The 24,170-nt window shown below is 65.7% G+C and carries 18 protein-coding genes and 1 riboswitch; of the genes, 11 read left to right on the forward strand and 7 right to left on the reverse strand.

Translation table 11 applies throughout. The features are described 5' to 3' along the window. Positions 1 to 44: 44 nt before the first annotated feature. From ACVWY5_RS03045 to ACVWY5_RS03055, 3 genes are all read left to right on the forward strand, one after another. Complete coding sequence (locus ACVWY5_RS03045) at positions 45 to 4,406, forward strand: YadA-like family protein (protein ID WP_051376049.1); 4,362 nt, start codon at positions 45 to 47, stop codon at positions 4,404 to 4,406. Beyond that, positions 4,403 to 4,978: an invasion associated locus B family protein gene (locus ACVWY5_RS03050; protein ID WP_321176644.1), complete on the forward strand. Its 576-nt coding sequence runs from the start codon at positions 4,403 to 4,405 to the stop codon at positions 4,976 to 4,978. The genes ACVWY5_RS03045 and ACVWY5_RS03050 overlap by 4 nt, the downstream gene beginning before the upstream one ends. 73 nt (positions 4,979 to 5,051) lie before the next feature. Beyond that, on the forward strand, positions 5,052 to 5,756 hold the full coding sequence (locus ACVWY5_RS03055; protein WP_321176643.1) for a hypothetical protein: 705 nt from the start codon (positions 5,052 to 5,054) through the stop codon (positions 5,754 to 5,756). Between the two features lie 87 nt (positions 5,757 to 5,843). Here ACVWY5_RS03055 and ACVWY5_RS03060 read toward each other — a convergent pair whose 3' ends face one another. Further along, positions 5,844 to 6,281: a hypothetical protein gene (locus ACVWY5_RS03060; RefSeq protein WP_028332906.1), complete on the reverse strand. Its 438-nt coding sequence runs from the start codon at positions 6,279 to 6,281 to the stop codon at positions 5,844 to 5,846. Positions 6,282 to 6,825: 544 nt separating this feature from the next. Here ACVWY5_RS03060 and ACVWY5_RS03065 point away from each other — a divergent pair. The 7 genes from ACVWY5_RS03065 (at position 6,826) to uca (ending at position 16,933) form a co-directional block, all read left to right on the forward strand. Further along, entirely contained in the window at positions 6,826 to 8,616 is a 1,791-nt protein-coding gene (locus tag ACVWY5_RS03065) for a peptidoglycan-binding protein (protein ID WP_028332907.1), read from the forward strand. A gap of 333 nt (positions 8,617 to 8,949) precedes the next feature. Further along, positions 8,950 to 9,060, forward strand: a riboswitch (guanidine-I (ykkC/yxkD leader). Positions 9,061 to 9,139: 79 nt separating this feature from the next. After that, on the forward strand, positions 9,140 to 10,213 hold the full coding sequence (locus ACVWY5_RS03070; protein ID WP_028332909.1) for a putative urea ABC transporter substrate-binding protein: 1,074 nt from the start codon (positions 9,140 to 9,142) through the stop codon (positions 10,211 to 10,213). A 33-nt stretch (positions 10,214 to 10,246) separates the two neighbouring features. After that, a complete protein-coding gene (locus ACVWY5_RS03075; RefSeq protein ID WP_028332910.1) occupies positions 10,247 to 11,065 on the forward strand; it encodes an ABC transporter permease in 819 nt (272 codons plus the stop codon). After that, positions 11,062 to 11,895 carry an ABC transporter ATP-binding protein gene (locus tag ACVWY5_RS03080; protein WP_028332911.1) on the forward strand — a complete coding sequence of 278 codons (834 nt, stop codon included), beginning with the start codon at positions 11,062 to 11,064 and terminating at the stop codon, positions 11,893 to 11,895. Before ACVWY5_RS03075 ends, ACVWY5_RS03080 begins: the two co-directional genes overlap by 4 nt. Continuing rightward, on the forward strand, positions 11,892 to 12,737 hold the full coding sequence (locus ACVWY5_RS03085; RefSeq protein WP_028332912.1) for an urea amidolyase associated protein UAAP1: 846 nt from the start codon (positions 11,892 to 11,894) through the stop codon (positions 12,735 to 12,737). The genes ACVWY5_RS03080 and ACVWY5_RS03085 overlap by 4 nt, the downstream gene beginning before the upstream one ends. Continuing rightward, a complete protein-coding gene (locus ACVWY5_RS03090; protein WP_028332913.1) occupies positions 12,734 to 13,387 on the forward strand; it encodes an urea amidolyase associated protein UAAP2 in 654 nt (217 codons plus the stop codon). Before ACVWY5_RS03085 ends, ACVWY5_RS03090 begins: the two co-directional genes overlap by 4 nt. Positions 13,388 to 13,390: 3 nt before the next feature. Then, the gene (uca, locus tag ACVWY5_RS03095; RefSeq protein WP_028332914.1) at positions 13,391 to 16,933 is read left to right on the forward strand and encodes an urea carboxylase; all 3,543 of its coding nucleotides are present in this window, start codon (positions 13,391 to 13,393) and stop codon (positions 16,931 to 16,933) included. Between the two features lie 16 nt (positions 16,934 to 16,949). Here uca and ACVWY5_RS03100 read toward each other — a convergent pair whose 3' ends face one another. Continuing rightward, positions 16,950 to 17,240 (reverse strand): hypothetical protein, encoded by a 291-nt coding sequence (locus tag ACVWY5_RS03100; protein WP_321176642.1) that lies wholly within the window; start codon positions 17,238 to 17,240, stop codon positions 16,950 to 16,952. Between the two features lie 316 nt (positions 17,241 to 17,556). Here ACVWY5_RS03100 and ACVWY5_RS03105 point away from each other — a divergent pair, with 316 nt between their 5' ends. Further along, positions 17,557 to 18,603, forward strand: a complete 1,047-nt coding sequence (locus tag ACVWY5_RS03105; RefSeq protein WP_321176641.1) for an AraC family transcriptional regulator ligand-binding domain-containing protein — start codon at positions 17,557 to 17,559, stop codon at positions 18,601 to 18,603. Between the two features lie 290 nt (positions 18,604 to 18,893). Here the strand turns inward: ACVWY5_RS03105 and ACVWY5_RS03110 are convergent, their stop codons facing one another. The 5 genes from ACVWY5_RS03110 to ACVWY5_RS03130 all read right to left on the reverse strand — a co-directional run bounded on the left by ACVWY5_RS03110 (position 18,894) and on the right by ACVWY5_RS03130 (position 23,973). Then, positions 18,894 to 19,589, reverse strand: coding sequence for an ABC transporter ATP-binding protein (locus ACVWY5_RS03110; RefSeq protein ID WP_028332916.1), 696 nt, complete (start codon positions 19,587 to 19,589; stop codon positions 18,894 to 18,896). Further along, the gene (locus ACVWY5_RS03115) at positions 19,589 to 20,338 is read right to left on the reverse strand and encodes an ABC transporter ATP-binding protein (protein WP_028332917.1); all 750 of its coding nucleotides are present in this window, start codon (positions 20,336 to 20,338) and stop codon (positions 19,589 to 19,591) included. The genes ACVWY5_RS03110 and ACVWY5_RS03115 overlap by 1 nt, the downstream gene beginning before the upstream one ends. Beyond that, a complete protein-coding gene (locus ACVWY5_RS03120) occupies positions 20,335 to 21,627 on the reverse strand; it encodes a branched-chain amino acid ABC transporter permease (protein ID WP_028332918.1) in 1,293 nt (430 codons plus the stop codon). The genes ACVWY5_RS03115 and ACVWY5_RS03120 overlap by 4 nt, the downstream gene beginning before the upstream one ends. After that, on the reverse strand, positions 21,624 to 22,571 hold the full coding sequence (locus tag ACVWY5_RS03125; protein WP_016847025.1) for a branched-chain amino acid ABC transporter permease: 948 nt from the start codon (positions 22,569 to 22,571) through the stop codon (positions 21,624 to 21,626). The genes ACVWY5_RS03120 and ACVWY5_RS03125 overlap by 4 nt, the downstream gene beginning before the upstream one ends. 163 nt (positions 22,572 to 22,734) lie before the next feature. Next, positions 22,735 to 23,973, reverse strand: a complete 1,239-nt coding sequence (locus tag ACVWY5_RS03130; RefSeq protein WP_016847024.1) for a branched-chain amino acid ABC transporter substrate-binding protein — start codon at positions 23,971 to 23,973, stop codon at positions 22,735 to 22,737. Positions 23,974 to 24,170: the final 197 nt, after the last annotated feature.

Genomic DNA, 24,170 nt, shown 5'->3' on the forward strand with positions numbered 1-24,170 from the left:
GTCGCCTCCGGCGTCTGGATCAGATGTCGCGAAAGGGGCGCACCATGGCTGTCGCACACAACTCAACAAGATCGCTGAAACGTCCGGGCCGCGCCGGCTTCGTCCGGAGCTGGGTCGCATCGGGCGATGCGGGCAGCTCGTCGCTGCGGCGCCGGCTGTTGGCCGTGCTGCGTCAGGTGCATCGGACGCTCGGGGTGAAGCGGGATCGGCTTGGGCTTGGGTCGCTCGGAGTCGGTGGGGCGGTCGTCGCGATGCTTGCGATAGCCGGAGTCATGACCCCGCACGCGGCGTTCGCGCAGGTTGCCATCGGCAACGGGGTTTTGAGCAATCCCGCCAACTGCACCAATCCCACTGCTGCAACTGCAGGCAGCACTGCTATTGGTTGCGGCGCCCATGCTGCCGGCGCCACCTCGACCGCCATTGGCGCTAATACCAATGCGAATGGCCAGAACTCCGTGGCGATCGGCGATTCGAACAGCGCAACCGGCGACGGTTCGATCATCGTGGGCTATTCCAACTCCGTGAATGGCTTGAATGCGATCGGTATGGGTGTGTTTGCGAACGCGACCGGCACGAACGCCCTCGCCATCGGTGGGAACGCGCACTCCACCGGGGACGGATCCTCATCCTTTGGCGTCAACACCACTGCAAATGGCGTGGGTGCCTTGGCGCTGGGCTCGACGGCCAGCGCCTCCGGTGGCGCCTCGATCGCCATTGGATTGTCCTCCGCTGCCTCATCTTCAAACGGTTCGGGCACGGCCATCGGCGTCAGCGCCAAAGCAAACGCCGGAGTCGGCGGCGGGTCTCCAATCGCCATCGGCACGAATGCCAATGCCAGCGGGACCGCGCCTGCCGGCTTCACGTTCGAGGCTGTTGCGCTCGGCACCGGTTCCGCCGCCACGGGGGCTTGGTCGACCAGCGTCGGCCCAAGCGCTTCAGCGACAGGGACAGGAGCCAGCGCCTTCGGAACGTCGGCCAATGCTTCGGCAAATCAGGCCACCGCCATCGGTAACGGGGCGAAAGCCTCCGCGGTCGGCAGCGCATCCCTGGGATACCTTGCCAATGCGAGCGGCGGCAACGCCGCCGCTGTTGGCATCCAGTCGGTCGCGTCAGGTACCAGCTCGCTGGCGGCCGGCAATCTCGCCACGGCGTCGGCGGATTTCGCTGTTGCCTTGGGCAATCAGGCGCAGGCGCTGAGTACCGGAGGCTCGGTTGCGATCGGATCGGGCGCGGTCGTCAACAGTGCAGCGACGGGCGGCATCGCGATCGGCAACAATGCGGCATCCGCCGGCATCAGTTCGCTCGCGACCGGCGTTGGAGCCAGTGCCGCCGGCACAAGTTCGCTGGCGATCGGCACTGCCTCAAATGCGAGTGCCGCCGCCAGCACTGCGGTTGGCAACACAGCCGTTGCCAGCGGCCAAAACTCCTCCTCATTCGGGTCTGGAGCGCACGCGACAGGAGACAATTCTCTCGCGGCCGGCGTCAGCGCCAGCGCCAGCGGAATCGCCAGTACCGCACTCGGCATCGGCGCCAATGCGTCGGCTACAAGCGCCATCGCCATCGGCAACAATGCCGCGGCCAGTTCCGCCAACGCGGTGGCCTTGGGCACCAATGCGGTGGCCTCCGGCGGTCAGGCCGTGTCGATCGGCGCGAACAACGTCGCCTATGGCAACGGCGCCGTGGCGATCGGCGATCCCAGCTATGCCAGCGGCACCGGCGCCTTCACCGGCGGCGCGAACAACATTGCCAACAGTGACGGCACGGCGAGCGCCACCGCCGCCAACCAGGCCGCCGGCGCCGTCGCGATCGGCAACAACAACAAAGCGATCGGGCAGGGCTCGGTGGCGCTCGGCAACGGCTCGACGGCGGGCGCCGCCGGTCTTGCGGGCAATATCGCACTGGGTAACGGCGCCACGGCGGCGGCAAGCTCCGGCGATGTCGCGCTCGGCTCCGGCAGCGTCACCGCTGCCGCTGTCAACACGCCGAACACGGTGATCAACGGCACCACCTACAGCTTTGCGGGTACGACGGCGACCTCGACGGTCAGCGTCGGGGCGCTCGGCGCCGAGCGCACCATCACCAATGTCGCGGCGGGCCGCATCAGCAACGCTTCGACCGACGCGATCAACGGCTCGCAGCTCTGGGCCACCAACCAGGCGGTCGACGGCCTCGCCACCACCGTCAACAACATCAGTACCGGCGGCGGCATCAAATATTTCCACGCCAATTCGACGCTGGCTGATTCCAACGCTGTTGGCACCGACTCGGTTGCGATCGGACCGGTGTCGACCGCGACCGGCAGCGGCTCGGTGTCGATCGGCAACGGCGCCACCGCCGCCAACGCCAACGACATCGCGCTCGGCTCGGGCAGCCAGACCACCGCGGCGGTTCAAACCGCCAACATGGTCATCGGCGGCACCACCTACAGCTTTGCCGGTACCACCCCAACCTCGACGGTCAGCGTCGGCTCGGTCGGCAACGAGCGCACCATCACCAATGTCGCGGCGGGACGGGTCAGCAACGGCTCGACCGATGCGATCAACGGCTCGCAGCTGTTCGCCGCGACGTCCGCGATCGACAGCCTGTCGACCGTCGTCAGCAACGGCCTGACGCATTATTATGGCGTCAATGACGGCGGCACGCAGCAGGCCAACTACAACAACAATGGCGCGACCGGCGTGAACTCGATGGCGGCCGGCGTGGCGGCCTCGGCGACGGCGGCGAATTCCACCGCGCTCGGCTTCAACACCCAGGCCACGGTCGTCGACGGCGTCGCGCTCGGTTCGGGGTCGATCTCCAACCGTGCGCTCGCGCCGGCGTCCGGCACGATCGGCGGCACCATCATCCCCTACAACACCACCGATCTCGCGCTGCTCGGCGCGGTGTCGGTCGGCAATGCGACGAGTTACCGGCAGATCACCAATGTGGCCGACGGCACCCAGGACAGCGACGCCGTCACCGTGCGGCAGCTGACCGGCGCGCTGACCTCGTTCGCGACCACGACGACGAAATACTTCCACGCCAACTCGACGCTCGCCGACTCGCTTGCGGTCGGCAACAATTCGGTCGCGGTGGGGCCGGAGACGGTGGTCAATGGCGACAACGGCATCGGCATGGGCTTTGGCGCAACCGTGGCGCAGACCGCGCCCGGCGGCATCGCGATCGGCCAGAACTCGGAGTCCAACTTTGCCGATTCGATCGCGTTCGGCACCAATGCGCAGGCGAACGGCGTCCAGTCGGTGTCGATCGGCGCCGGATCGCAGACGACCAACCCGACCAGCGTCGCGCTCGGTCCGAACGCCAAGGCGACGGCGCAGGCCGGCGACGTCGCGCTCGGTGCCAATTCGACCACACAGGCGGTGGTCGCGACGTCGAGCACCTCGATCGGCGGCACCACCTACAACTTCGCCGGCACGACGCCGACCTCGACCGTCAGTGTCGGCAGCGCCGGCTCCGAGCGCACCATCACCAACGTGGCCGCAGGCCAGATCAGCCAGACCTCGACGGATGCGATCAACGGCTCGCAGCTCTGGGCCACCAATACCTCGCTCGCCGCTCTCTACACCACCGTCAGCAACATCTCGACCGGCGGCGGCGTGAAATATTTCCACGCCAATTCGACCGCTGCGGATTCCATCGCGACCGGCGCCGAGAGCGTCGCGATCGGACCGCAGTCGGTCGCGAGCGGGGCCAACGCGATCTCGATGGGCAACGGTTCTGCGGCGTCGGCCGACAATTCGGTCGCGATCGGCGCCGGTGCCAAGGCGACGGCGGCCAACTCGCTGGCGCTCGGCGCCAACGCCACCACCACGGCCAATCTGAGCGATGCGGCCTATACGCCTGTGGTCGGCAAGAGTGTCGCAGGGGTTGCGACCGGCGAAGTGTCGGTCGGCTCATCCGGCGCCGAACGCCGTGTCACCAACGTTGCCGCGGGCTCGGCGGCGACCGATGCGGTCAATGTCAGCCAGCTCCAGGCGGTTGCGTCGAGCTCGATCCGCTACGACTCCGACGGTTCGGGCGGCACCACCAACAAGCTGACGCTGAACAGCGGCAATGGGGCGCCGGTGACGATCAGCAACGTGGCGCCGGGCGTTGCCGGCACCGATGCGGTCAACGTCAACCAGCTCAACAGCGCGTTCCAGCAGCTCAACGGCCAGATCGGCGAGGTGCGGCAGGACGCCTGGCGTGCGGCCGCGATCGGCATGGCCGCGGCATCGCTGCGCTATGACGACCGGCCCGGCAAGGTGAGCGCCTCGGCCGGCGGCGGCGTCTGGCGCAGCCAGGGCGCGCTCGCCTTCGGCATCGGCTACACCAGCGAGAACGGCAAGCTGCGCACCAACGCGGCGGCAACCACCGCCGGCGGCGACTGGGGCGTCAGCGCCGGCGTGAGCCTGACGCTCAATTGACCCTGACGGCGACGAGGCGGCTGGCGTGTCTGGCTTTGGCGATCTGGCTCGGGGCGGCGGCGAACGCGGCCGCGCAGGGCGCGCCGCCATCCGCCTACAGCGTGAAGCCGTCGGACGTCGTGGTGCCGGAAGGCGAAACGCTCGGCGAGTTCCGGCGGATGATCCAGCCGTTCAAGAACTGGACCCTGATTTGCGACGAGAGTCTCAAATCGAAACGCCGCGTCTGCAACGTCACGCAATCGATCGTCAACGCGCAGGGCGCGGTCGCCTTCAACTGGTCGCTGATCGCGACCGCCGATGGCAAACCGCTGATGGCGATGCGGATTCCCGCGGCCGCCGGGGTCGGCGCGCAGATCGAGCTCGCGATGGGCGACAGTCCGGACCGCATCGTCGCGCAGACCGACCGCTGCGATGCCAGTTTCTGCTTCGCCACGGTCGCGATCGGCAACGTGCTGAGGCGGCACATCCGTGCGGCGACGCCGTGCCGCGTGTCCTATCAGCTGCCGCAAGGGCCGATCGTGCTGGAGGCGCCGCTGGACGGACTGTCCGGTGTGCTGGCGAAGCTGAAATGAGACAACAGGCTGCATGCGGATCCGGAAGCCGGAGCGACGCATCGACGTGCGGGACGAGAGGATGAATACGCCGATGCGACTGAAGACCCCCATCCTGATTTTCACGGCGGTCGTCGTGGCGGCGCTCAGTGCAGCCGGCGTCGTGGGCTATGCCCAGCAGATGCAGCCGGCCCAGTCGCAGCCGATGCCGCTGCAGCCGGCGACGCCCGCGCCGGCCAAAAAGCCCGCCGCCGCCGCGAAGCCGCAGCCGCACAAGCAGCGTCCGCAGGAAGCGCCGAGGCCGCCGTCTGCCGCGGCGGCCTCCGTTCCGCCGCAGCAGGCGGGCCGGCAACCGACCGTGTTCGACGAGCACGCGCGGCAGGGCAACATCGTGACCTGCGCCAATCTGTTCGGGACGCTCGGCCGCGGCCTCGCGATGAACTCCAACTACACCGCGCAGTCGCAGTGGGACGCCAAGGCCGGCAATTCGCATTCGGTGCAGTCGCTGGTCGCGCTCGCACCTAACCAGGCCAGTCAAGCCACCCCTGCCGCCAATCAGCAGGCCGCCGGCATCGTGTTTGCCGCGCCGGTTGGATCGTCCTGCGAAGGCAATCTGGTGCGGGTGACGCCGCGGACGGAGAGCTGTTCGACGGTGGCCGCCGAACTCGCCAAGCTCAACGGACAGACCGGCACGCTCGGTGAGCTCGCGACGATGGCGCTGCCGAACGGCGCGCAGGTGGTGCTGATTCCGTTAGGCAACGCCTGCGTCGCGGTGACCGCGCTGCGGGTCGCCGGGTAACGCTGCCGCTCAACCCGGTCGACCCTTGTCGGCCCCTTGCCGGCGCCAGTCAGCCCGGCTGGCGGCGCCGCGCCGGTCTCGGCGATCTCACCAATGACGCCAGCGATGATGCCAGCGCGGATAGCCGCCGCGATAATAGGCGTATGCCGGGCGCACCACGTGGCGATAGCGATAACCGTAATAGGCCGGCCGGTATCCGCTATAATATGTCGTGGTATAGCCGCCTCCCCAACGATACGGCGCAGCGTAATAGCCGTCGTCATAGGCATAGCTGCCGTAGCCGTAATAAGCGGGCGAATAGCCATAACCGTAGCCGTAGCCGGGGTAGCCGTAACCATAGGCATAGCCGGGATAGCCGTAGGCTGACGAGGCGAGACCACCGATGACTGCGCCGGCAATCAGTCCGCCTGCGAGCGCGCCACCCCAACCTCCGTGTCCCCACCGTGCTTCGGCGGGAGCCGGGGCTGCGATGGCGCTCACCCCAAGCGTACCGACGGTTGCAAGAACAAGGCCTGTTTTCCTCATGTGATCCTCCTCGATGATGATTGCCCAGCCGGTCAACGGAGGAGAGTGGCATTGGTTGCGAATGGCCGCACGCCTGCAACGATCCGGGCCTGGCAGCGAGGTGGGCGCAGCAGCTTGCCGTTGACGGCGAAGCAAATGTTCAAAGCCGAACGGAACCTGTTCCGATCCAGCGCCAGTCGCAGCGGACGATGATCCGCGTGAGCTCGCTGACCATCGTCATGACGACGAACGCACACGTCGATTCAAAACGGGAAAGCGTGGCAATCGGTTCCTGAAGCGCGATCAGACGTCGGGCCGCTGGCTCAAGATGAACTCAAGATGAACATGTGGTGTTCCCTTGGCGCGAAATGTCGCGTCGCGGCGGTGTCTAGGAACGGTGCGGGCGGCGCCGCTGTTTTCTCAGAGTTCACCGGTGAGACGCGCGCGCCGTTGCGTCGCGTCGTTCGCCGGCTTTGTTGGAGCGCGGCCGCGGTGCGGAGCGTGCCGGGCCATTTGGCGCCGGCTTCGCAATTCGGCAGCCGCAAAACTGCAGGAGGAATCGGTAATGCAGAGCAAGATCATGAAGAGCAAATTTCTGCTGACGACGGCCGTGCTGTTGGCCGGCGTCAGTCTCGCTTCGGCGCAGGGCATGCGCGAGGGCGGCGGCGGGGGCGGCATGGGTGGTGGCGGAAGCGTCGGCGCGGGCGGGAGCGGTGGCGGTGGTGAACACGGCCGCTCCGCAGGCTCGTCGGCCGGCAGTTCCGGCGGCGCAATGCATGGCGGTCCCGGGGCATCGCGAAGCGAAGGCATGACGGTCGGTCGCGGCCAGGGGGGCGCACGAGAAAGCCAGGGCGCACGAGAGAGCGGTCGGACTGAAGGTCAGATGGGCCGCGGTGCCGCCGAGCGCAGCCAGACCACCGACCAGGCCCGCGAGAGCGGCCGCGCCGAGCAAGGTCAGCGCAGCCAGAGCAAGCAAGAGCAGACCATCGGCCAGAGCCGAAGCCAGCGCGAGCAGATGGGCCGATCTGAATCCCGCGAACGCGGCAGCGCCACGACGCGGCAAAGCCAGCAGCAGCCGGAGAATCGCGCCAACGCCGCGAACCGCAGCCAGGGCACCACGACCGGTCAGGGGACGGCCCAGGACAAGGCTCAAGGCAAGGCGGGCACGACGACCGGCCAGAGCACGACCACGGGCCAGGCAAAGGGCGCGAACACGACCACCGGCCAGGGCACAACGGCAGCGCCGAATACGCGAGCCGGCCAGACCACGGGCGCGGCCGCTCCGCAGTCCGGTACGACGCAAAACCGGATGAACTCCGGACAGACCACCGGTCAGGCTCAGGGACAAGCCGGGACAACCGCTCAGACCCAGGCCCAGTCGAACGCCACGATCCAGACCGAGGCCGGGCGCACCGTGACCGCGCAGCAGCAGAGCACGATCCAGCGCTCGGTGCTGTCGGCGCGTAACGCACCGCGCGTCAATGTCAGCACGATCAACTTCGCGGTCAATCCGGGTGTGGTGGTGCCGCGGAGGTTCAACGCGGTGTCGGTTGCCGCCTTCCCGGCGCTGATCGATGCGTTCCCGTATTATCGCGACGACAGCTTCTTCGTCGTCGAGGATGAAGTCGTGTTCCTCGATCGCGAGCGCCGCGTCGTCGACGTGGTCCCGGTCGGACCGCGGACGCGCTTCAGCCATCGCGGCGGTGGCGGTGGTGGCGGCGGTAGCGTTGCGATGATGGACCTGAACCCGCAGCAGATCCGCGAGGTGCAGCAGGTGCTGATTGACCGTGGCCTGCTGGTCGGCGAGGCCGACGGCGTATTGGGATCGCGGACCCGCGAGGCGCTGATCACCTTCCAGCGTCAGGAGGGCATCACGACCAGCGGCAGCGTCGACACGCGCACGGTGACCGCACTCGGCCTGTCAGATCGGATCGGTCAGGGCGCGGGCGCATCGTCGACGGTCGGCCAGAGCCGCACCCAGCAGAACACGACTGGACAGACGACCGGTCAGACCAACAACGCGCCGCAGAACCAGTCGACCGGCCAGACCGGCACTCAGCAACCTGCCCAGCAGAACACGACCGGGCAGACCACGGGTCAGGCGAACTCGCCGCAGAACCAGTCGACAACCGGCCAGAGCGGAAATCAACCGTCCGCTCAGCAGCAGGCCCCGCAGCAGAATACGACGGGCCAGGCTGCACCGCAGAACCAGTCGACCGTCGGTCAGGGCAGCGGCAACCAGCCAAATGCCGGCCGGGACACGCAGTCCAGCCAGCCCAACCAGAACAACAATCCGCCGTCGTCAGGCTCAGGCCAGAGCCCGCAGACGCCGGCGCAAAACTCCGATCGGAAATAGGATCTCTGTGCAGGAGCCCCGCTGCAGAGCGGGGCTCTTTTTTGCGATCTTGCGATCAGTCTTTTAGTTCGGACTTCGGCACCAGGCCGAACCGGCCGTGCAATCCGCGCCAGAGGCCGGCGCACAGAACGCTCAGAAGCTTGCGCATCGAACTCCACTCGACATCAGCCATCGCGTGATCCTGCTGATGCCGGTGGCGAAAGGACAGAGCCAATTCTGAGCAGGTCTGCGCAATCTTTGAGCAAGACACCGTCGTGGCTGCGCCGTGCGCGCGGAAAAATCTCATGAGATTCAATTGCCGGCCCGCTGGCACGCCTCGTGCATCAATGGCGTCGAGTTGGCCGCTAGGGTTCCGATCTTGCCAAGCAAGGTGCTGGTCCGAGAGCAGCCGCTTGCGGGGGAGACATCCCCGCAGGTGCACGGCGGGATAAAAGCCCGGGAGACCTCGTCAGCCAAGGGATTGGCGGAGCGATGGTCTTTTCGCCAGTCCCTTTTTGTGAAGTTTTCGCAAGAGGGATCGGCAATGAACAAATTCGTTTTCTTCCTTCGCTCTGTTGTCATCGGCTGCGCGGTCGCGCTGGCGACTGTGCCTGCGGCCGACGCCGCGCCGAAGAAAAGCTTCAAGGTCGCTTGGTCGATCTATGTCGGATGGATGCCGTGGGGCTATGCGGCCGACACCGGTATCGTCAAGAAATGGGCCGACAAATACGGCATCGCGATCGAGGTCAAGCAGTTCAACGATTACGTCGAATCGATCAACCAGTACACCGCCGGCGGCTATGACGCCGTCACCATCACCAACATGGACGCGCTGTCGATTCCCGCAGCCGGCGGCGTCGACACCACCGCGGTCGTGATGGGTGATTTCTCCAACGGCAACGACGCGGTGATCCTGAAGAACAAGAGCGATCTCGCTGCGATCAAGGGCCAGACGGTCAACCTGGTCGAGTTTTCGGTGTCGCATTATCTGCTGGCGCGCGCGCTCGAGACCAGCAAGCTGAGCGAGAAGGACGTCAAGGTCATCAACACCTCCGACGCCGATATCCCGGCCGCCTACAAGACGCCTGACGTCAGCGCGGTGGTGACCTGGAATCCGATCGTAACCGAAATCCTCGGCTCGCCCGACGCGAAGAAGGTGTTCGATTCCTCGCAGATCCCCGGCGAGATCATGGACCTGATGGTGGTGAACACCGCAGTCGCCAAGGACAATCCGGGTTTCGCCAAGGCGCTGGTCGGCATCTGGTACGAGACGCTGTCCAAGATGACGGCGAACGATGCCGCCGCGAAGGCCGCCAAGGAGGCGATGGCAAAGGCCTCCGGCACCGACCTTGCGGGCTTCGACAGCCAGCTCTCGACCACAAAACTGTTTGACAAGGCAACCGATGCTGAAGCTTTTACGCGCAGCAAGACCGTCGGGGCGACGATGGATCGCGTGCGCAAATTCCTGTTCGAGAAGGACCTGCTCGGCAAGGGGGCGAAATCGGCTGACGCCGTCGGCATCGAACTCGCCGACAAGTCGGTGCTGGGCGACAAGTCGAATGTCAAGCTGCGCTTCGACCCGACCTACATGGACGAAGCCGCCAAGGGCAAGCTCTGACGCGCAGCGCGTCGCCTCAAGCCGGAGCTGACCATGCGACTTGTGAACATACGGCCGGGACGGCAGACGCGATTCTATCTGCTCGCGCTGCCGTTCGTATTGGTCGCAATCGCGTACTTCGCCGGCTCCAGCGCGCGGCTCGCGCAGAACCCGAACGACAAGCTGCTGCCTGCGCTGCCGAGCATGGTGCAGGCGGTCAAGCAGATGGCGTTCGAGGTCGACCCACGCACCGGCGGCTATCTGATGGCCTCCGACACCGTCGCCAGCCTGGGGCGACTGGGCTCGGCGCTGGCGATCTCGACGGTGGCTGCGCTGGTGCTCGGCATCGTGATCGGGCTGTTGCCGGGCGCCAACGCCCTGCTCGGGCCGTTCGTGTCTGTCACCTCGATGGTGCCGCCGCTGGCGCTGTTGCCGATCCTGTTCATCGTGATGGGGCTCGGGGAGAATTCCAAGATTGCGCTGATCGTGATTGGGACGCTGCCTTGCATGATCCGCGATCTCGCCATGAAGGTGCAGGAGCTGCCGCGCGAGCAGATCGTCAAGGCGCAGACACTCGGCGCCTCGACCTGGCAGATCGCGCTGCGCGTCGCGATGCCGCAAACCCTGCCGCGGCTGATCGACGTGCTGCGCCTGCAGCTCGGGCCGGCGTGGCTGTTCCTGATCGCGGCCGAGGCGATCGCCTCCGATTCCGGGCTCGGCTACCGGATCTTCCTGGTGCGCCGCTATCTCGCGATGGACGTCATCATTCCCTACGTCGCCTGGATCACGCTGCTGGCGTTCCTGATCGATGTCGGCCTGCGCGTCATGCAGCGACGGTTGTTTCCGTGGTTTGCCTCGGTGAGGGCGGAATGAGCGCAATCCGCTTCGACGACGTCTGGAAGGAATATGGCGACCACATCGTGCTCGAGCGCATCACGATGGAGGTCGAACCGCGCGCCTTCATTGCGCTGGTCGGCCCGTCCGGCTGCGGCAAGACCACGCTGCTCCGCATGTTGCTCGGCGAGGAGCAGCCGACCCGCGGCCAGATCCTGGTCGACGGCAAGCCGTTGCCCGGCGAGCCGGACGCCGACCGCGGCGTGGTGTTCCAGCGCTACTCGGTGTTTCCGCATCTGACGGTCTTGCAGAACGTCATGTTCGGGCGCGAACTGCGCGACGCCAAATTCACCGGCCGGCTGTTCGGCGCCGCGCGGCGCGCCGCCGCCGACGAAGCGATAAAGCTGCTCGCCGAGGTCGGGCTCGCCGGCCAGGAGGGCAAATATCCGTCCGCTTTGTCGGGCGGCATGCAGCAGCGGCTCGCGCTGGCGCAGGCGATCATGCGCGGCCCGAAGATCCTGCTGCTCGACGAGCCGTTCGGCGCGCTCGATCCGGGAATCCGCGCCGACATTCACCTTCTGATGAAGCGGCTCTGGAACGAGACCCATCTCACCGTCGTGATGGTGACGCATGACCTCAGTGAAGCCTTCGGGCTCGCGACGCGGGTGATCGCGCTGGAGCGGCAGCGCAACCGGCCGGAGGAGCGCGACCGCTACGGCGCCACGGTGTCGCGCGACCTCGAGATCTTTCCGCGCCGCAGCGCAGAGCTGCGATCGTCAGTTCAACCAGCTCCGACCGGGACGACCCGGTCAGGCAAGGAGCATCAGCCGGGACGGCCCGGCGCTCTCGTCTTGAAGGAGCAACCATGATCCTATCAGAGGAACAGAAGGCCGAGATCGCGGCGCATACCCGGCGGTATAACGAGCTGAAGGCGGCGGGACAGGAGCACGCGCCGCGCGCACTGCCGGCGCCGACTGCGCGCGACGCCGCGCCGATCGATGCCGACACGGTCATGCACCGTGAGACGATCCCGTCCGGCTGGTACTGGACCACGCGGCTGAACCGCGGTGATACCCTGCGCATCGTCAACACGTCGGGGACGTCGACCGTCAGCCTGCTCGCCTGGAACAGTGCCGACACCACCGAGCGGCTCAACCACGCCGACACCATCAAGGTGCAGTGGGCGGCGCGGCTGCAGAAGGGGCGGGTGCTGCTGTCCGACATGGGGCGCGCGCTGCTCGGCATTACCGAGGACAGCAGCGCCGCGCATGATGCGGTGGTCGGCGGCTCGACCGCGACGACCAACCAGGCCAAATACGGCGACGGCAATTTCCGCAACACGCGCGACAATTTCATTCTCGCCGCGACCAAGCTTGGGCTAGATCGCCGCGACGTCCATCCCTGTGTCAGCTTCTTCGCACCGGTCGCGATCGACGCCGACGGCAAGTTCGTCTGGTCGGAGCAGCGGCGGCAGCAGGGCGATTTCGTCGACCTGCGCGCGGAGATGGAGCTTCTGATCGCGCTGTCGAACTGCCCGCATCCGCTCGATCCCGCCAAAACCTATCCGCAGGCGAACGTGGAGATCGTGCGCTATCGCGCGGCCGCGCCGGCGGCCGACGATCTGTGCCGGACTGCCACCGCGGAAGCAGTCCGCGCCTGTCAGAACAATGCGCTGTATTTCGGCGAAACCCTGGAAGGAGCCGTGCGATGACCACGCAATCTGTTCGCACCGGCGGCCGCATCGTTCTCGATGTCGAAATTCCCGCGCGCAAGCCGTGGTCGGCGATCATCCGCAAGGGGCAGACGCTGCGGATCACCGATAGCCACGGCCAGCAGGCGGTCGATACGCTGTTCTATTGCGCCAGTGATTTCGGCGAGCGCTACAGTGGCCAGGATACGCTGCGCGCGCAGGGCTCGGCCTATGTTGGGCTCGGCACCAGGATCATGTCCAACGAAGGCCGCGTGATGTTGCGCGTGACGGCCGACAGTTGCGGCCTGCACGACACCTCGGCGGGCGCCTGCTCCTGCGAGAGCAACACCGTGCGGTTCGGGCACCAGACCCGCTACCAGCACGCCTGTCGCGAGAATTTCGTGATCGAAGCCGCGAAATACGGCATGTCGAAGCGGGACATCGTGCCGAATCTCAACTTCTTCATGAACGTGCCGATCGATCCCGCCGGCAATTTCACCGTGGTCGATGGCGTCTCCAAGCCCGGTGACGCCATCGAGCTGGTCGCCGAGATGGACGTGCTGTGCCTGATATCGAACTGCCCGCAGATCAACAATCCCTGCAACGGTTTCTTCCCGACGCCGGTGCAGGTGACGATCTTCGACGTCGCGATCGTCGAGCCGGAGGCGTGAGGCATGTTCAGCAAGGTCCTGATTGCCAACCGCGGCGAGATCGCCGGGCGGATCGGCAGAACATTGCGCCGCATGGGCATCGGTTCGGTCGCGGTCTATTCCGACGCCGACCGTTTCACCCGGCCGGTGCTCGACGCCGACGAGGCAGTGCGGATCGGTCCTCCGCCCGCCGCGGAGAGCTATCTCAACGTCGATGCGATCATGGCGGCGTGCCTTGCGACCGGTGCGCAGGCGGTGCATCCCGGTTACGGCTTCCTGTCGGAGAACCGCCGTTTCGCCGAGCGGCTCGCCGAGCACGGCATCAAGTTCATCGGGCCGCGGCCTGAGCATCTCGACGCCTTCGGCCTCAAGCACAAGGCACGCGAGATCGCCGAGCGCAGCGGCGTGCCGCTGCTGCCGGGCTCCGGCCTGCTGGAGACGATCGACGAGGCGGTGCGCGAGGCCGAAGCAATCGGCTTTCCGGTGATGTTGAAGAGCACGGCGGGCGGCGGCGGCATCGGCATGCAGCTCTGCCACGACATGGCGACGCTGCGCGAGCGATTCGAATCGGTGCAGCGCACGGCGCGGGCCAGCTTCGGCGACGCCCGGGTCTATCTCGAGCGGTTCGTTGCGCGAGCGCGGCATATCGAGGTGCAAATCTTCGGCAATGGCAAGGGCGGCGTGGTGGCGCTCGGTGAACGCGATTGCTCGCTGCAACGGCGCAATCAGAAGGTCTTTGAGGAGACGCCCGCGCCGGGGCTATCCGCCGACATCCGCCGGCGGCTGCACGCGGCCGCGGTGTCGCTCGGCAAGGCCGTGTCGTACGAGTCCGCCGGCACGGTGGAGTTCATCTACGACGTCGAGCGCGACGATTTCTATTTCCTCGAGGTGAACACCCGCCTGCAGGTCGAGCATCCCGTCACCGAGCAGGTCACTGGCGTCGACCTCGTCGAATGGATGATACGGCAGGCGGCCCGCGAGGATGTGCTCGGCCAGGCGGGCGCGCTTGCACCAAAGGGCGCGGCGATCGAGGTGCGGCTCTATGCCGAGAACCCGGGCGCCGGCTTCCGCCCGAGCGCGGGCCGGCTGACGCAGGTCAGCTTTTCGCCGGATGCGCGAATCGACGGCTGGATAGAGACCGGCACCGAAGTGTCGCCGTTCTACGATCCGATGCTGGCCAAGATCATCGTTTCAGCCGAGACGCGCGAGGCCGCGATCGCGCGGCTTTCGAAGGCGCTGGACGATACGGTCGTCGCCGGCATCGAGACCAATCTGGACTATCTGCGCGCGATAGCAGCCTCCGACGTGTTCCGCAGCGGCCAGGTCGCGACCAGTGTGCTTGGCGCATTCGCTTATCGCCCGCACACCATCGACGTCGTCGCGCCGGGGGCGCAGAGCGGGGTGCAGGAATTGCCCGGCCGGCTGCATCTCTGGCATGTCGGCGTGCCGCCGAGCGGCCCGATGGACGAACGGTCGTTTCGCCTCGCCAATCGCGTGGTCGGCAATCCGGAGACGACGACCGCACTGGAGCTGACGGTCAACGGGCCGACCTTGCGCTTCAACACCGATGCGATCGTCGCGCTATCGGGCGCGCAGATGAAGGCGTCGCTCGACGGCGCCGATGTCGCCTACGATGAGCCGCTCGCGATACGCGCCGGCCAGACGCTTGCCATCGGCAGCATCAAGGGCCCGGGCCAGCGCACCTATCTCGCCGTGCGCGGCGGCATCGACGTGCCCGAAATTCTCGGGTCGCGCGCTGTGTTTGCGCTCGGCGCCTTCGGCGGCCATGCGACGGGATCGCTGAAGGCCGGCGACGTCTTGCATATCGGTGCCGAGCCATCGGGCCTTGCGGCGCCGCGGCGCGCCACGGAGGACGAGCGGCCGCAGCTCACATCGGCGTGGCAGATCGGCGTGGTCTATGGCCCGCACGGCGCGCCGGATTTCTTCCTCGACGAGGATATCGAGACGCTGTTCGCGGCGAGCTATGAGGTGCATTTCAACAGCGCCCGCACCGGCGTGCGGCTGATCGGGCCGAAGCCGCGCTGGGCCCGCGCCGACGGCGGCGAGGCCGGGCTGCATCCGTCGAACATCCATGACAACGCCTATGCGGTCGGCTCGATCGACTTTACCGGCGACATGCCGATCATTCTCGGGCCCGACGGACCGAGCCTCGGCGGCTTCGTCTGTCCGGCGGTCGTCGCCCGCGACGAGCTCTGGAAGGTCGGCCAGCTCCGGCCCGGCGACACGGTCCGCTTCGTGCCGGTTAAACGCGACGATCCGGTTGCCGGCCCCACGGTGCTGCGCGCGCCCGAGCTCGGATCGGCGATCATTGGTCGGAATGACGACGGCCGGATCCCGGTGGTCTATCGGCGCGCCGGCGACGACAATCTCCTGGTCGAATATGGTCCGATGGAACTCGACATCGCGCTGCGGCTGCGTGTGCACGTGCTGGCGCAGGCGCTGGAAGAGGCGAAGCTCGCCGGCCTTGTCGATTTGACACCCGGCATCCGCTCGCTGCAGATCCATTACGACGGCACGGCGCTGCCACGGCAAAAGCTGCTCGACGTGCTCAAGCGGATCGAGCGCGAGTTGCCGCCGGTCGACGCGATGCGGGTGCCGAGCCGGACCGTGCATCTGCCGCTGTCGTGGCGCGATCCGCAGGCCGAGCTTGCGATGCGCAAATATCAGGAGCTGGTGCGCGCGGACGCGCCATGGTGTCCGTCGAATGTCGAGTTCATCCGGCGCATCAACGGACTTGCGAGCGAGGACGACGTTCGCCGCATCGTGTTCGACGCGGATTATTTCGTGCTCGGCCTCGGCGACGTCTATCTCGGCGCGCCGGTGGCGACGCCGCTCGACCCGCGGCATCGGCTGGTGACCACGAAGTACAACCCGGCGCGGACCTGGACGCCGGAGAACGCGGTCGGCCTCGGCGGCGCCTATATGTGCATCTACGGCATGGAAGGGCCGGGCGGCTACCAGCTGTTCGGCCGCACCGTCCAAGTCTGGAACACCTGGCGCACCACGCCGGTGTTCGAGCCGGGCCATCCCTGGCTGCTGCGGTTCTTCGACAAGATCCGCTTCTTCCCGGTCGACGCCGATGAACTCCTCGACGCCCGCGCCGAGTTCCCGCACGGCCAATACGACATCAGGATCGAAGAGGGCGAGTTCTCCTACGCCGACTACGCCAGGACACTGGCCGACGCCAAGCCATCGATCGCCGCGTTCAAGGCAACGCAGCAGGCCGCGTTCGACGCCGAGCGCCAGCGCTGGCGCGAGATGAAGCTCGACGAGGCGCCGGCTGAAACGATCGATGCGGCAGCCGCCGCGACGGGGATTCCCGACGGTCAGATCGGCGCGTTCTCCGAAGTGCCTGGTAACATCTGGAAGGTGCTGGTCGAGGAGGGCGCCAAGGTCGCGGCCGGCGACGTGCTGGCCATCATCGAGTCGATGAAGATGGAGATCTCCGTGCACGCGCCCGCGGCAGGGCGCATCGCTTCGGTGCCGGTGAAACCCGGCCAGACGCTGCGCGCCGGCGACGTGGTGGCGTTGCTCCGGCCGGGCTAGGGCGGCTACAGCCGCGCTAGTCCTTGGGATCGGCCGGAGGGACGAGCGGAGCGGGCGTCTCGACCTCTTTCTCCACCCGCTGCCGGCTTTGATAATCAATTGACGCGTTTTGCCTTAACAACCGATCGATCTTCATCCTTACGCGGCGTGCCGCCAGCAATCCAAGGACCGCCTGAACCGTTCCCGAGTAGTTGCGATCGCCGATGGAGAACGAGTAACGCCAGGTGCCCGCAGTCTCGCCTTCAATGATCATGTAATGAACTGAACGATGAATGCCGCTATGCTGGGCAGGTGTTTGTCGAACCACGACCTAGCTCATATGGCTGTTCGCTTCGGCGCCAATCGCCTGTCCCAGCGAATTTGCATGCTTGACCAAGCTCATGACGAGTTCGCCCCTGCGCGGGCCCATTGGAAGCCGACTGCCGTCGTTTCAAGGCAGAAATGGAGTGGCCGCGAAGCAATCGGCTAGACGATTTGCGTCCGTTGCGTCTTGTGATCCTGGGTCGTTAAATTGCGAGAAGGTGTCAGACCGGATGCCTCGAACCCATGAGCTCGTTTGACATAGGTCAAGATACGATCCCGGAAGCTCCCGACGTTGAGCCACGAACATAGTTCGGTGCCGAATGAAAGCCGCCACACGCCGTGAAAGCGCCTTGCCGTCGATACCGAGCTCCGCCGGGGGAATCGCGCGTCTCGCATGTGCCCGGCTGCGCGATGCGCAGGTTGATCCGGTCCCGATCGTGTCAGCTGCAGGCCTGGCAATCGACGAAGTCGAGGACCGCAAGCGCCGCATCGATGCACGAGCGCAGGTCAGGCTGCTCGAACTCGCCGCAAGGGAATTGCAGGACGACTGCTTCGGACTCCATCTGGCTCAAGGCTTCGAGCTCGGCGAGATTGGGCTTCTGTACTACGTCATGGCTTCATCGGAGCATCTCGTTGACGCCTTGCAGATCGGCGGACGCTACTGCGCGATTAACAACGAGGGTGTGCGGTTGCGGAGCTCTCTGGATCGCGGCTTCGCCATCGGGTTCGAATATGTCAACATCGATCGGTCGTCGGATCGTCACCATGCGGAATTCTGGCTGGTTGCCCTGATCCGCATTTGCCGCGCACTGACTGACGGCAGGCTGGTCCCAAAGCAAATCAAGTTGAAGCACTCCAGACGAGAAACGCCGTCGGATGTGCGATCTCTTCTCGGATGCGAGATCGAATTTGCAGCGGAAAGCGACGAGCTTTTGTTTCCGTCCCGGATCGGCGCATTACCTGTCGTGGGTGCCGATTTGCATCTCAACAGGATGTTGCTCCAATATGCCGATGAAGCGCTTCGTAACCGGGCACCGAGACGAAGCAGCGTGCAGTCACGCGTCGAAGGACACATTGCCCAGCTGCTTCCGCACGGCAAAGCCAATGCCGAGGCGGTCGCGCGTCGTCTTGGCATGAGCCGGAGAACTCTCGCTCGCGCATTGTCCTCGGAGGGGGTGGACTTCTCAGACGTTCTCAAGGCGTTTCGAATTGCCCTTGCCCGCCATTACCTCGAAGATGAGGAGCTGCCGATTTCCAAGATCGCATGGCTATTGGGCTACAGCGAGGTCTCTTCCTTCACACACGCGTTCGTCCGCTGGACCGGCCTCACGCCGAGGGCCTATCGCAGTTCGAATGGCGATCGGTGATGGGCTGACACCAGCTCTCAACTAGCTGGCACAGACTAGCAAGACCTGGCGGAGCGTACTCCGCTAGGGCAGTCCCATGCAGTCGAACTTCTTTTCCCAGCTCGCGTGTCGCTGTCGCCGCGCTTCGGCCGTGGTTTTCGGCCCCATGACCGGGGACGACTGGCTATTCCTGGCTTCGATAATTTGTTTCCACAGTCTCTTGGTGGCGCTGGTCTGGGTCGTGTTCGCGAACTGACTGATGGCGCTGCTACGTCGACGTTCGATTGCTTCGTCGATCCGCCGGTGTCCGCCTACACCTCGAGCCATTCCTCGCGAACGGCGGCATTGCTCTTGAGCTGGTCGGGGGTGCCTTCGAACACCACGCGGCCGTGGCCCATGATGTAGACCCGGTTGGAGATCTTCATCGCGATCGAGAGTTTCTGCTCGACCAGCAGAATGGCGACGCCGGCCTTGGCGATCCGTGCGATCAGCTCGCCGACCTGCTGCACGATCAGCGGCGCGAGACCTTCGGTCGGCTCGTCGATCATCATCAATTCGGGGTCGCCGAGCAGCGTGCGGCAGGTGGTCAGCATCTGCTTCTCGCCGCCCGACAGCACGCCCGCCGGCGTGTCGGCGCGCGCGGCGAGGTTGGGGAACATGTCGAGCATCTCCTGCAGCCGCCACTTGCCGGGGCGGCGCGGGTCCTTGATGCCGAGGATCAGGTTCTGGCGAACCGTCAGGCTCGGGAAGATATCGCGATGCTCGGGCACATAGCCGAGGCCGAGGCGTGCGATCTTGTGGCTCGGAAGACCTGCGATATCCCGACCCTTGAAGCGGATGGTGCCCTGCGGCGGCACCTCGCCCATGATCGCCTTGACGGTGGTGGAGCGGCCGACGCCATTGCGCCCGAGCAAGCTGACGACCTCGCCGGCGGCGATGTCGAGATCGACGCCTTGCAGGATGTGGCTCTTGCCGTAATAGGCGTGAAGATTCCTGACCTCCAGCATCAGTCGACCTCCTCGCCGAGATAGGCTTCCTTGACCTTCGGGTTGCCGCGGATCTCCTCCGGCGTGCCGGAGGCGATGATGTGGCCGTAGACCAAGACCGAGATGCGGTCGGCGAGGCCGAACACCACGCTCATGTCGTGCTCGACGATCACCAGCGTGCGTCCCTCGGTGAGGCGGCGGATCAGCGCGACGGCGCGCTCGGTCTCGGCGTGGCTCATGCCCGCGGTCGGCTCGTCCAGCATGATGACGCTGGCGCCGCCCGCGATCGTGATGCCGATCTCGAGCTCGCGCTGCTCGGCATAGGTGAGAAGGCCCGCCGGCACGTCGCGGCGGTGGCTGAGATGGATGTCGTCGAGGATCTGCGCGGTGCGCTGCTTCACCTCGGGCAGATTGTCGACGTTCTTCCAGAACGCGTAGCGGTGGCCGGTCGCCCACAGCACGGCGCAGCGGACGTTCTCCCACACCGTCATGCGGGCGAACACGTTGGTGACCTGGAACGAGCGCGACAGCCCGCGCCGGTTGATCTCGAAGGGCCGCAAGCCCGAGGTCACCTCGCCGTTGAGGCGGATCTCGCCCGAGGTCGGCTTGATGTGGCCGCTGATCAGATTGAACGTCGTCGACTTGCCGGCGCCGTTCGGGCCGATGATGGCGTGGCGCTCACCCTTGGCGACGCTCAGGTTGAGGTCGCGGATGATGGCAACATTGCCGAAGCTCTTCTCGACGGCGTTGACTTGGATGGCTGCGGTCATGCGAGATACCCCCGGTCACGGGCCACCGTCGCGGCGCGGTCCCAGGCTTCCGCAACGCGCCGCCAGGTGATGCGCGCGACCAGGAAGCCGCCGACGAGCAGGACCGCTGCGGCCGCCCAGGTCGTCGGCGCCGTGGCGACGAACGGGATGCCGAGCAGGTTGATCACATCGCCGCCCGAGAAGCGCGCAACGGTCTCGATGGTCAGGATGATGCCGAGCGCCAGCGCCAGCGTCGGGATCGCCGCGACCAGATAGGACGGGATCACGGAACGAAGCGTTCCGGCGCGGATCAGCGGACGGTGCTTCATCAGGATGCCGGCGATGCCGCCGGGTGCGAACATCACGATGCCGATGAAGATGATGCCGAAATAGAGCTGCCAGACCGAGGTGACGCTGGTCAGCCCGAGCTGCAGATAGGTCACGAGGATGGCGCCGAGGATCGGACCGAAGAAATAGGCGGTGCCGCCGATGAACGCGGAGAACAGCACGAGGCCCGATTGCGTCGCGCCGAGATAGGCCGAGTTGGCGATCTCGAAATTGATCGCGGTCAGCCCGCCGGCGATGCCGGCGAAGAAGCCGGCGAACATGTAGGCGAGATAGCGCACCACATGCGGATCGTAGCCGATGAACTCGACGCGCTCCGGATTGTCGCGCACCGCGTTGCAGATCCGCCCGAGCGGCGTGCGGGTCAGCGCATACATCGCGATCGCCGAGACCATCACCCAGAACGCGATCAGGTAATAGACTTGGATCTGCGGCCCGAAGGTCCAGCCGAACATTGGCATCAGCGCGGTGCGGTCGGTGGTGATGCCGGATTCGCCGCCGAACACGCTGCGCAGGATCAGCGACGACGAGGCGACCAGTTCGCCGATGCCGAGCGAGATCATCGCGAACACGGTGCCGGCGCGCTTGGTCATCACCCAGCCGACGAGGAGGGCGAACGCCATGCCGCCGATGCCGCCGACCAGCGGGATCACCGGCAGCGGGATCGGCCAGTTGTGGTTCGCGACCGCGTTCATGACATGCACGGCGAGGAAGCCGCCGAGGCCGTACTGCACCGCGTGTCCGAACGACAGCAGCCCGGTCTGGCCGAGCAGGATGTTGTAGGACAGCGCAAAGATGATCGCGATGCCGATCAGGCTGAACGAGGTCAGCGAGCCGCCGGTGCCGAACACCAGCGGCAGCACGACCAGCGCGACCGCGGCGAGGAGCCAGACGCCATAGAAGCTCAGGGCGCTGCCGGGCTCCTGCTTGGCCGCGGCGATGGAGGGCGTGGAAGCGTTGGTCATGACTCGCGCGTCCCCAACAGGCCCATGGGGCGGAAGATCAGGACCAGCACCAGCAGCACATAAGGCAGGATCGGCGCGATCTGCGCGATCGTGACGTTCCAGATGTCGGTGAGCGGCGAGGGGCCGAGGCTCGGATCGAGCGGGCCGAACACGCTGGCGAGCGAACCGTTGAGCGCGACCGCAAAGGTCTGGATCAAGCCGATCAGGAGCGAAGCGATGAAGGCGCCGGGGAGCGAGCCGAGGCCGCCGAACACGATGACGACGAACAGGATCGGGCCGAGCAGCGCGGCCATGTCGGACTGCGTCACCAGCGAGGGGCCGGCGATGACGCCGGCAAGGCCCGCAAGCGCGCTGCCGACGCCGAACACCAGCATGAACACGCGCCCGACATTGTGGCCGAGATGGCCGACCATGCTCGGATGGGTCAGCGCGGCCTGCACGATCAGGCCGACCCGCGTCTTCTTCAAGGTGACCAGCAGTGCGATGAAGATCACGACCGAGATCACCAGCATGAAGATCTTGTAGGCGGGGTAATTGGTGGAGAACACGGTGAAGGCGGGGAAGTCGAGCGCCGCCGGGACGCGGTAGTCGACCGGGCTCTTGCCCCAGATCATCGAGACGATCTCTTCGATCGCGAACGCAAGTCCGAAGGTCAGCAGCAGTTCGGCGACATGGCCGTGCTTGTGGGTGTTGCGCAGACCATAGCGCTCGACCGCCATGCCGACCGCGCCGACCAGCAGCGGCGCCAGCACCAGGGCAGGCCAGAATCCGATCCAGCGCGTGAGCTGAAAGCCGAAAAACGCGCCGAGCATGTAGAAGCTGGCATGGGCGAAGTTCAGCACGCCCATCATGCTGAAGATGACGGTGAGCCCGCTGGACAACAGGAACAGCAGCATGCCGAACAGGACGCCGTTGAGCGTCGAGATGACGATCAGCTCAGCCACGGCGCACTCGCTTGAGACTGGAACGGTTCACGTGATCAAAGACCTGTCGAACGAAGGAACTTACCTGTCATTCCGGGGCGGTCCGCAGGACCGAACCCGGAATCTCGAGATTCCGGGTTCGATGCTTCGCATCGCCCCGGAATGACGGGAGAGAGGCGGCCGATCAGGGCCGCTTCATGTTGCAGGTGGTCGGAAGCATCGTCTGCGCGGTGTCGATCTTGGACACGATGCGCCAGCCCCAGCCGGTGTTTTCCTCGTCGAACGGCTCCTTGGTCTTGTCGGCCAGCGAGCCGAACGAGGAGATGTAGATCGGCTGGAAGAACTGGTGGTCGTCCTTGCGGATGAAGCCCTCGCCGCCGTCGAACACTTCGAACTTCATGCCTTCGAGCGCGGCCGCGACCTTCACCGGATCGATCGAATTGGCCTTCTCGGCGGCCGCCTTGAACATCCGCATCTCGTTGACCGCGCGCGGATACCAGACGGAAATGCCGGTCTTGGCGCGGAAGTCCTTCTCGAAATCCATCGCCGCCTTGTTGCCGGAGTTCGGGACGCCTTCGCTGATCTGGAACACCTGTCCCTCGAGGCCGGCCTGCTTGATCGCGGTCGGTCCGCCGGCGCCGCCGGCATAATACGTGTACCAGTTGACCTTGAGCCCGGCGTCAGCCGCCGCCTTCAGCAGCAGCGCGAAGTCCTGGCCCCAGTTGCCGGTCACGACAGTGTCGGCACCGGACGCCTTGATCTTGGCGATGTAAGGCGAGAAGTCGGTGACCTTGAGCATCGGGTGCAGTTCGTCGCCGACGACCTGGATATCCGGCCGCTTTTCGCCCAGCATCTTGCGCGCCGTGGTGCGCACCGACTGGCCGAACGAATAGTCCATGTTGATCAGATAGACCTTCTTGATGGACGGCTGGCCCTTCATGTAGTTGGTCAGCGCTTCCATCTTGATGTCCGAGTTCGCATCCCAGCGGAAATGCCAGTAGCTGCACTTCTCGTTGGTCATCGCCGGATCGACCGCGGCGTAGTTGAAGTAGAGTACTTCCTTGCCGGGGTTACGCGAATTGTGCTTGGTGACGAAGTCCTCCAGCGCCGCGCCGACCGACGAGCCATTGCCCTGGGTGATGTAGTGGACGCCGGCGTCGACCGCCTTCTGCGCCTGCACCAGGCTTTCCTGCGGATTGGTCTTGTTGTCGAGCGGGACGATCTCGACCTTGTGGCCGAGGATGCCGCCCTTGGCGTTCAACTCGTCGGCGAGATACTGAAACGTCTTCAGGCCGCCTTCGCCGACGCTGGCGCCGCCGCCGGAGAGCGGATCGATATAGCCGATCTTGATGGATTCCTGCGCGGACGCCGCGCCTCCCAACACCGTCAGCGCTGCCGCGGCGGCAACGATCAGCCTATGCATCCTGCGTTCTCCCTTGCTCGTGTTTCTTGATCTTTAGCGATCGAGGCCGTCTCATAACCCCAATCGCCGAGCCTTCGCAACTTTCGCTTTGAATATTGCGTCAAGTTTTAGCAGAAGGTATTATGATGTTATGGGCTATATGACGCCGAAATCGGGCGCTGTTTTGAATTACAGGTAAACTTTTGGATGGGCTCACG

Source organism: Bradyrhizobium sp. USDA 3256 (assembly GCF_054058275.1).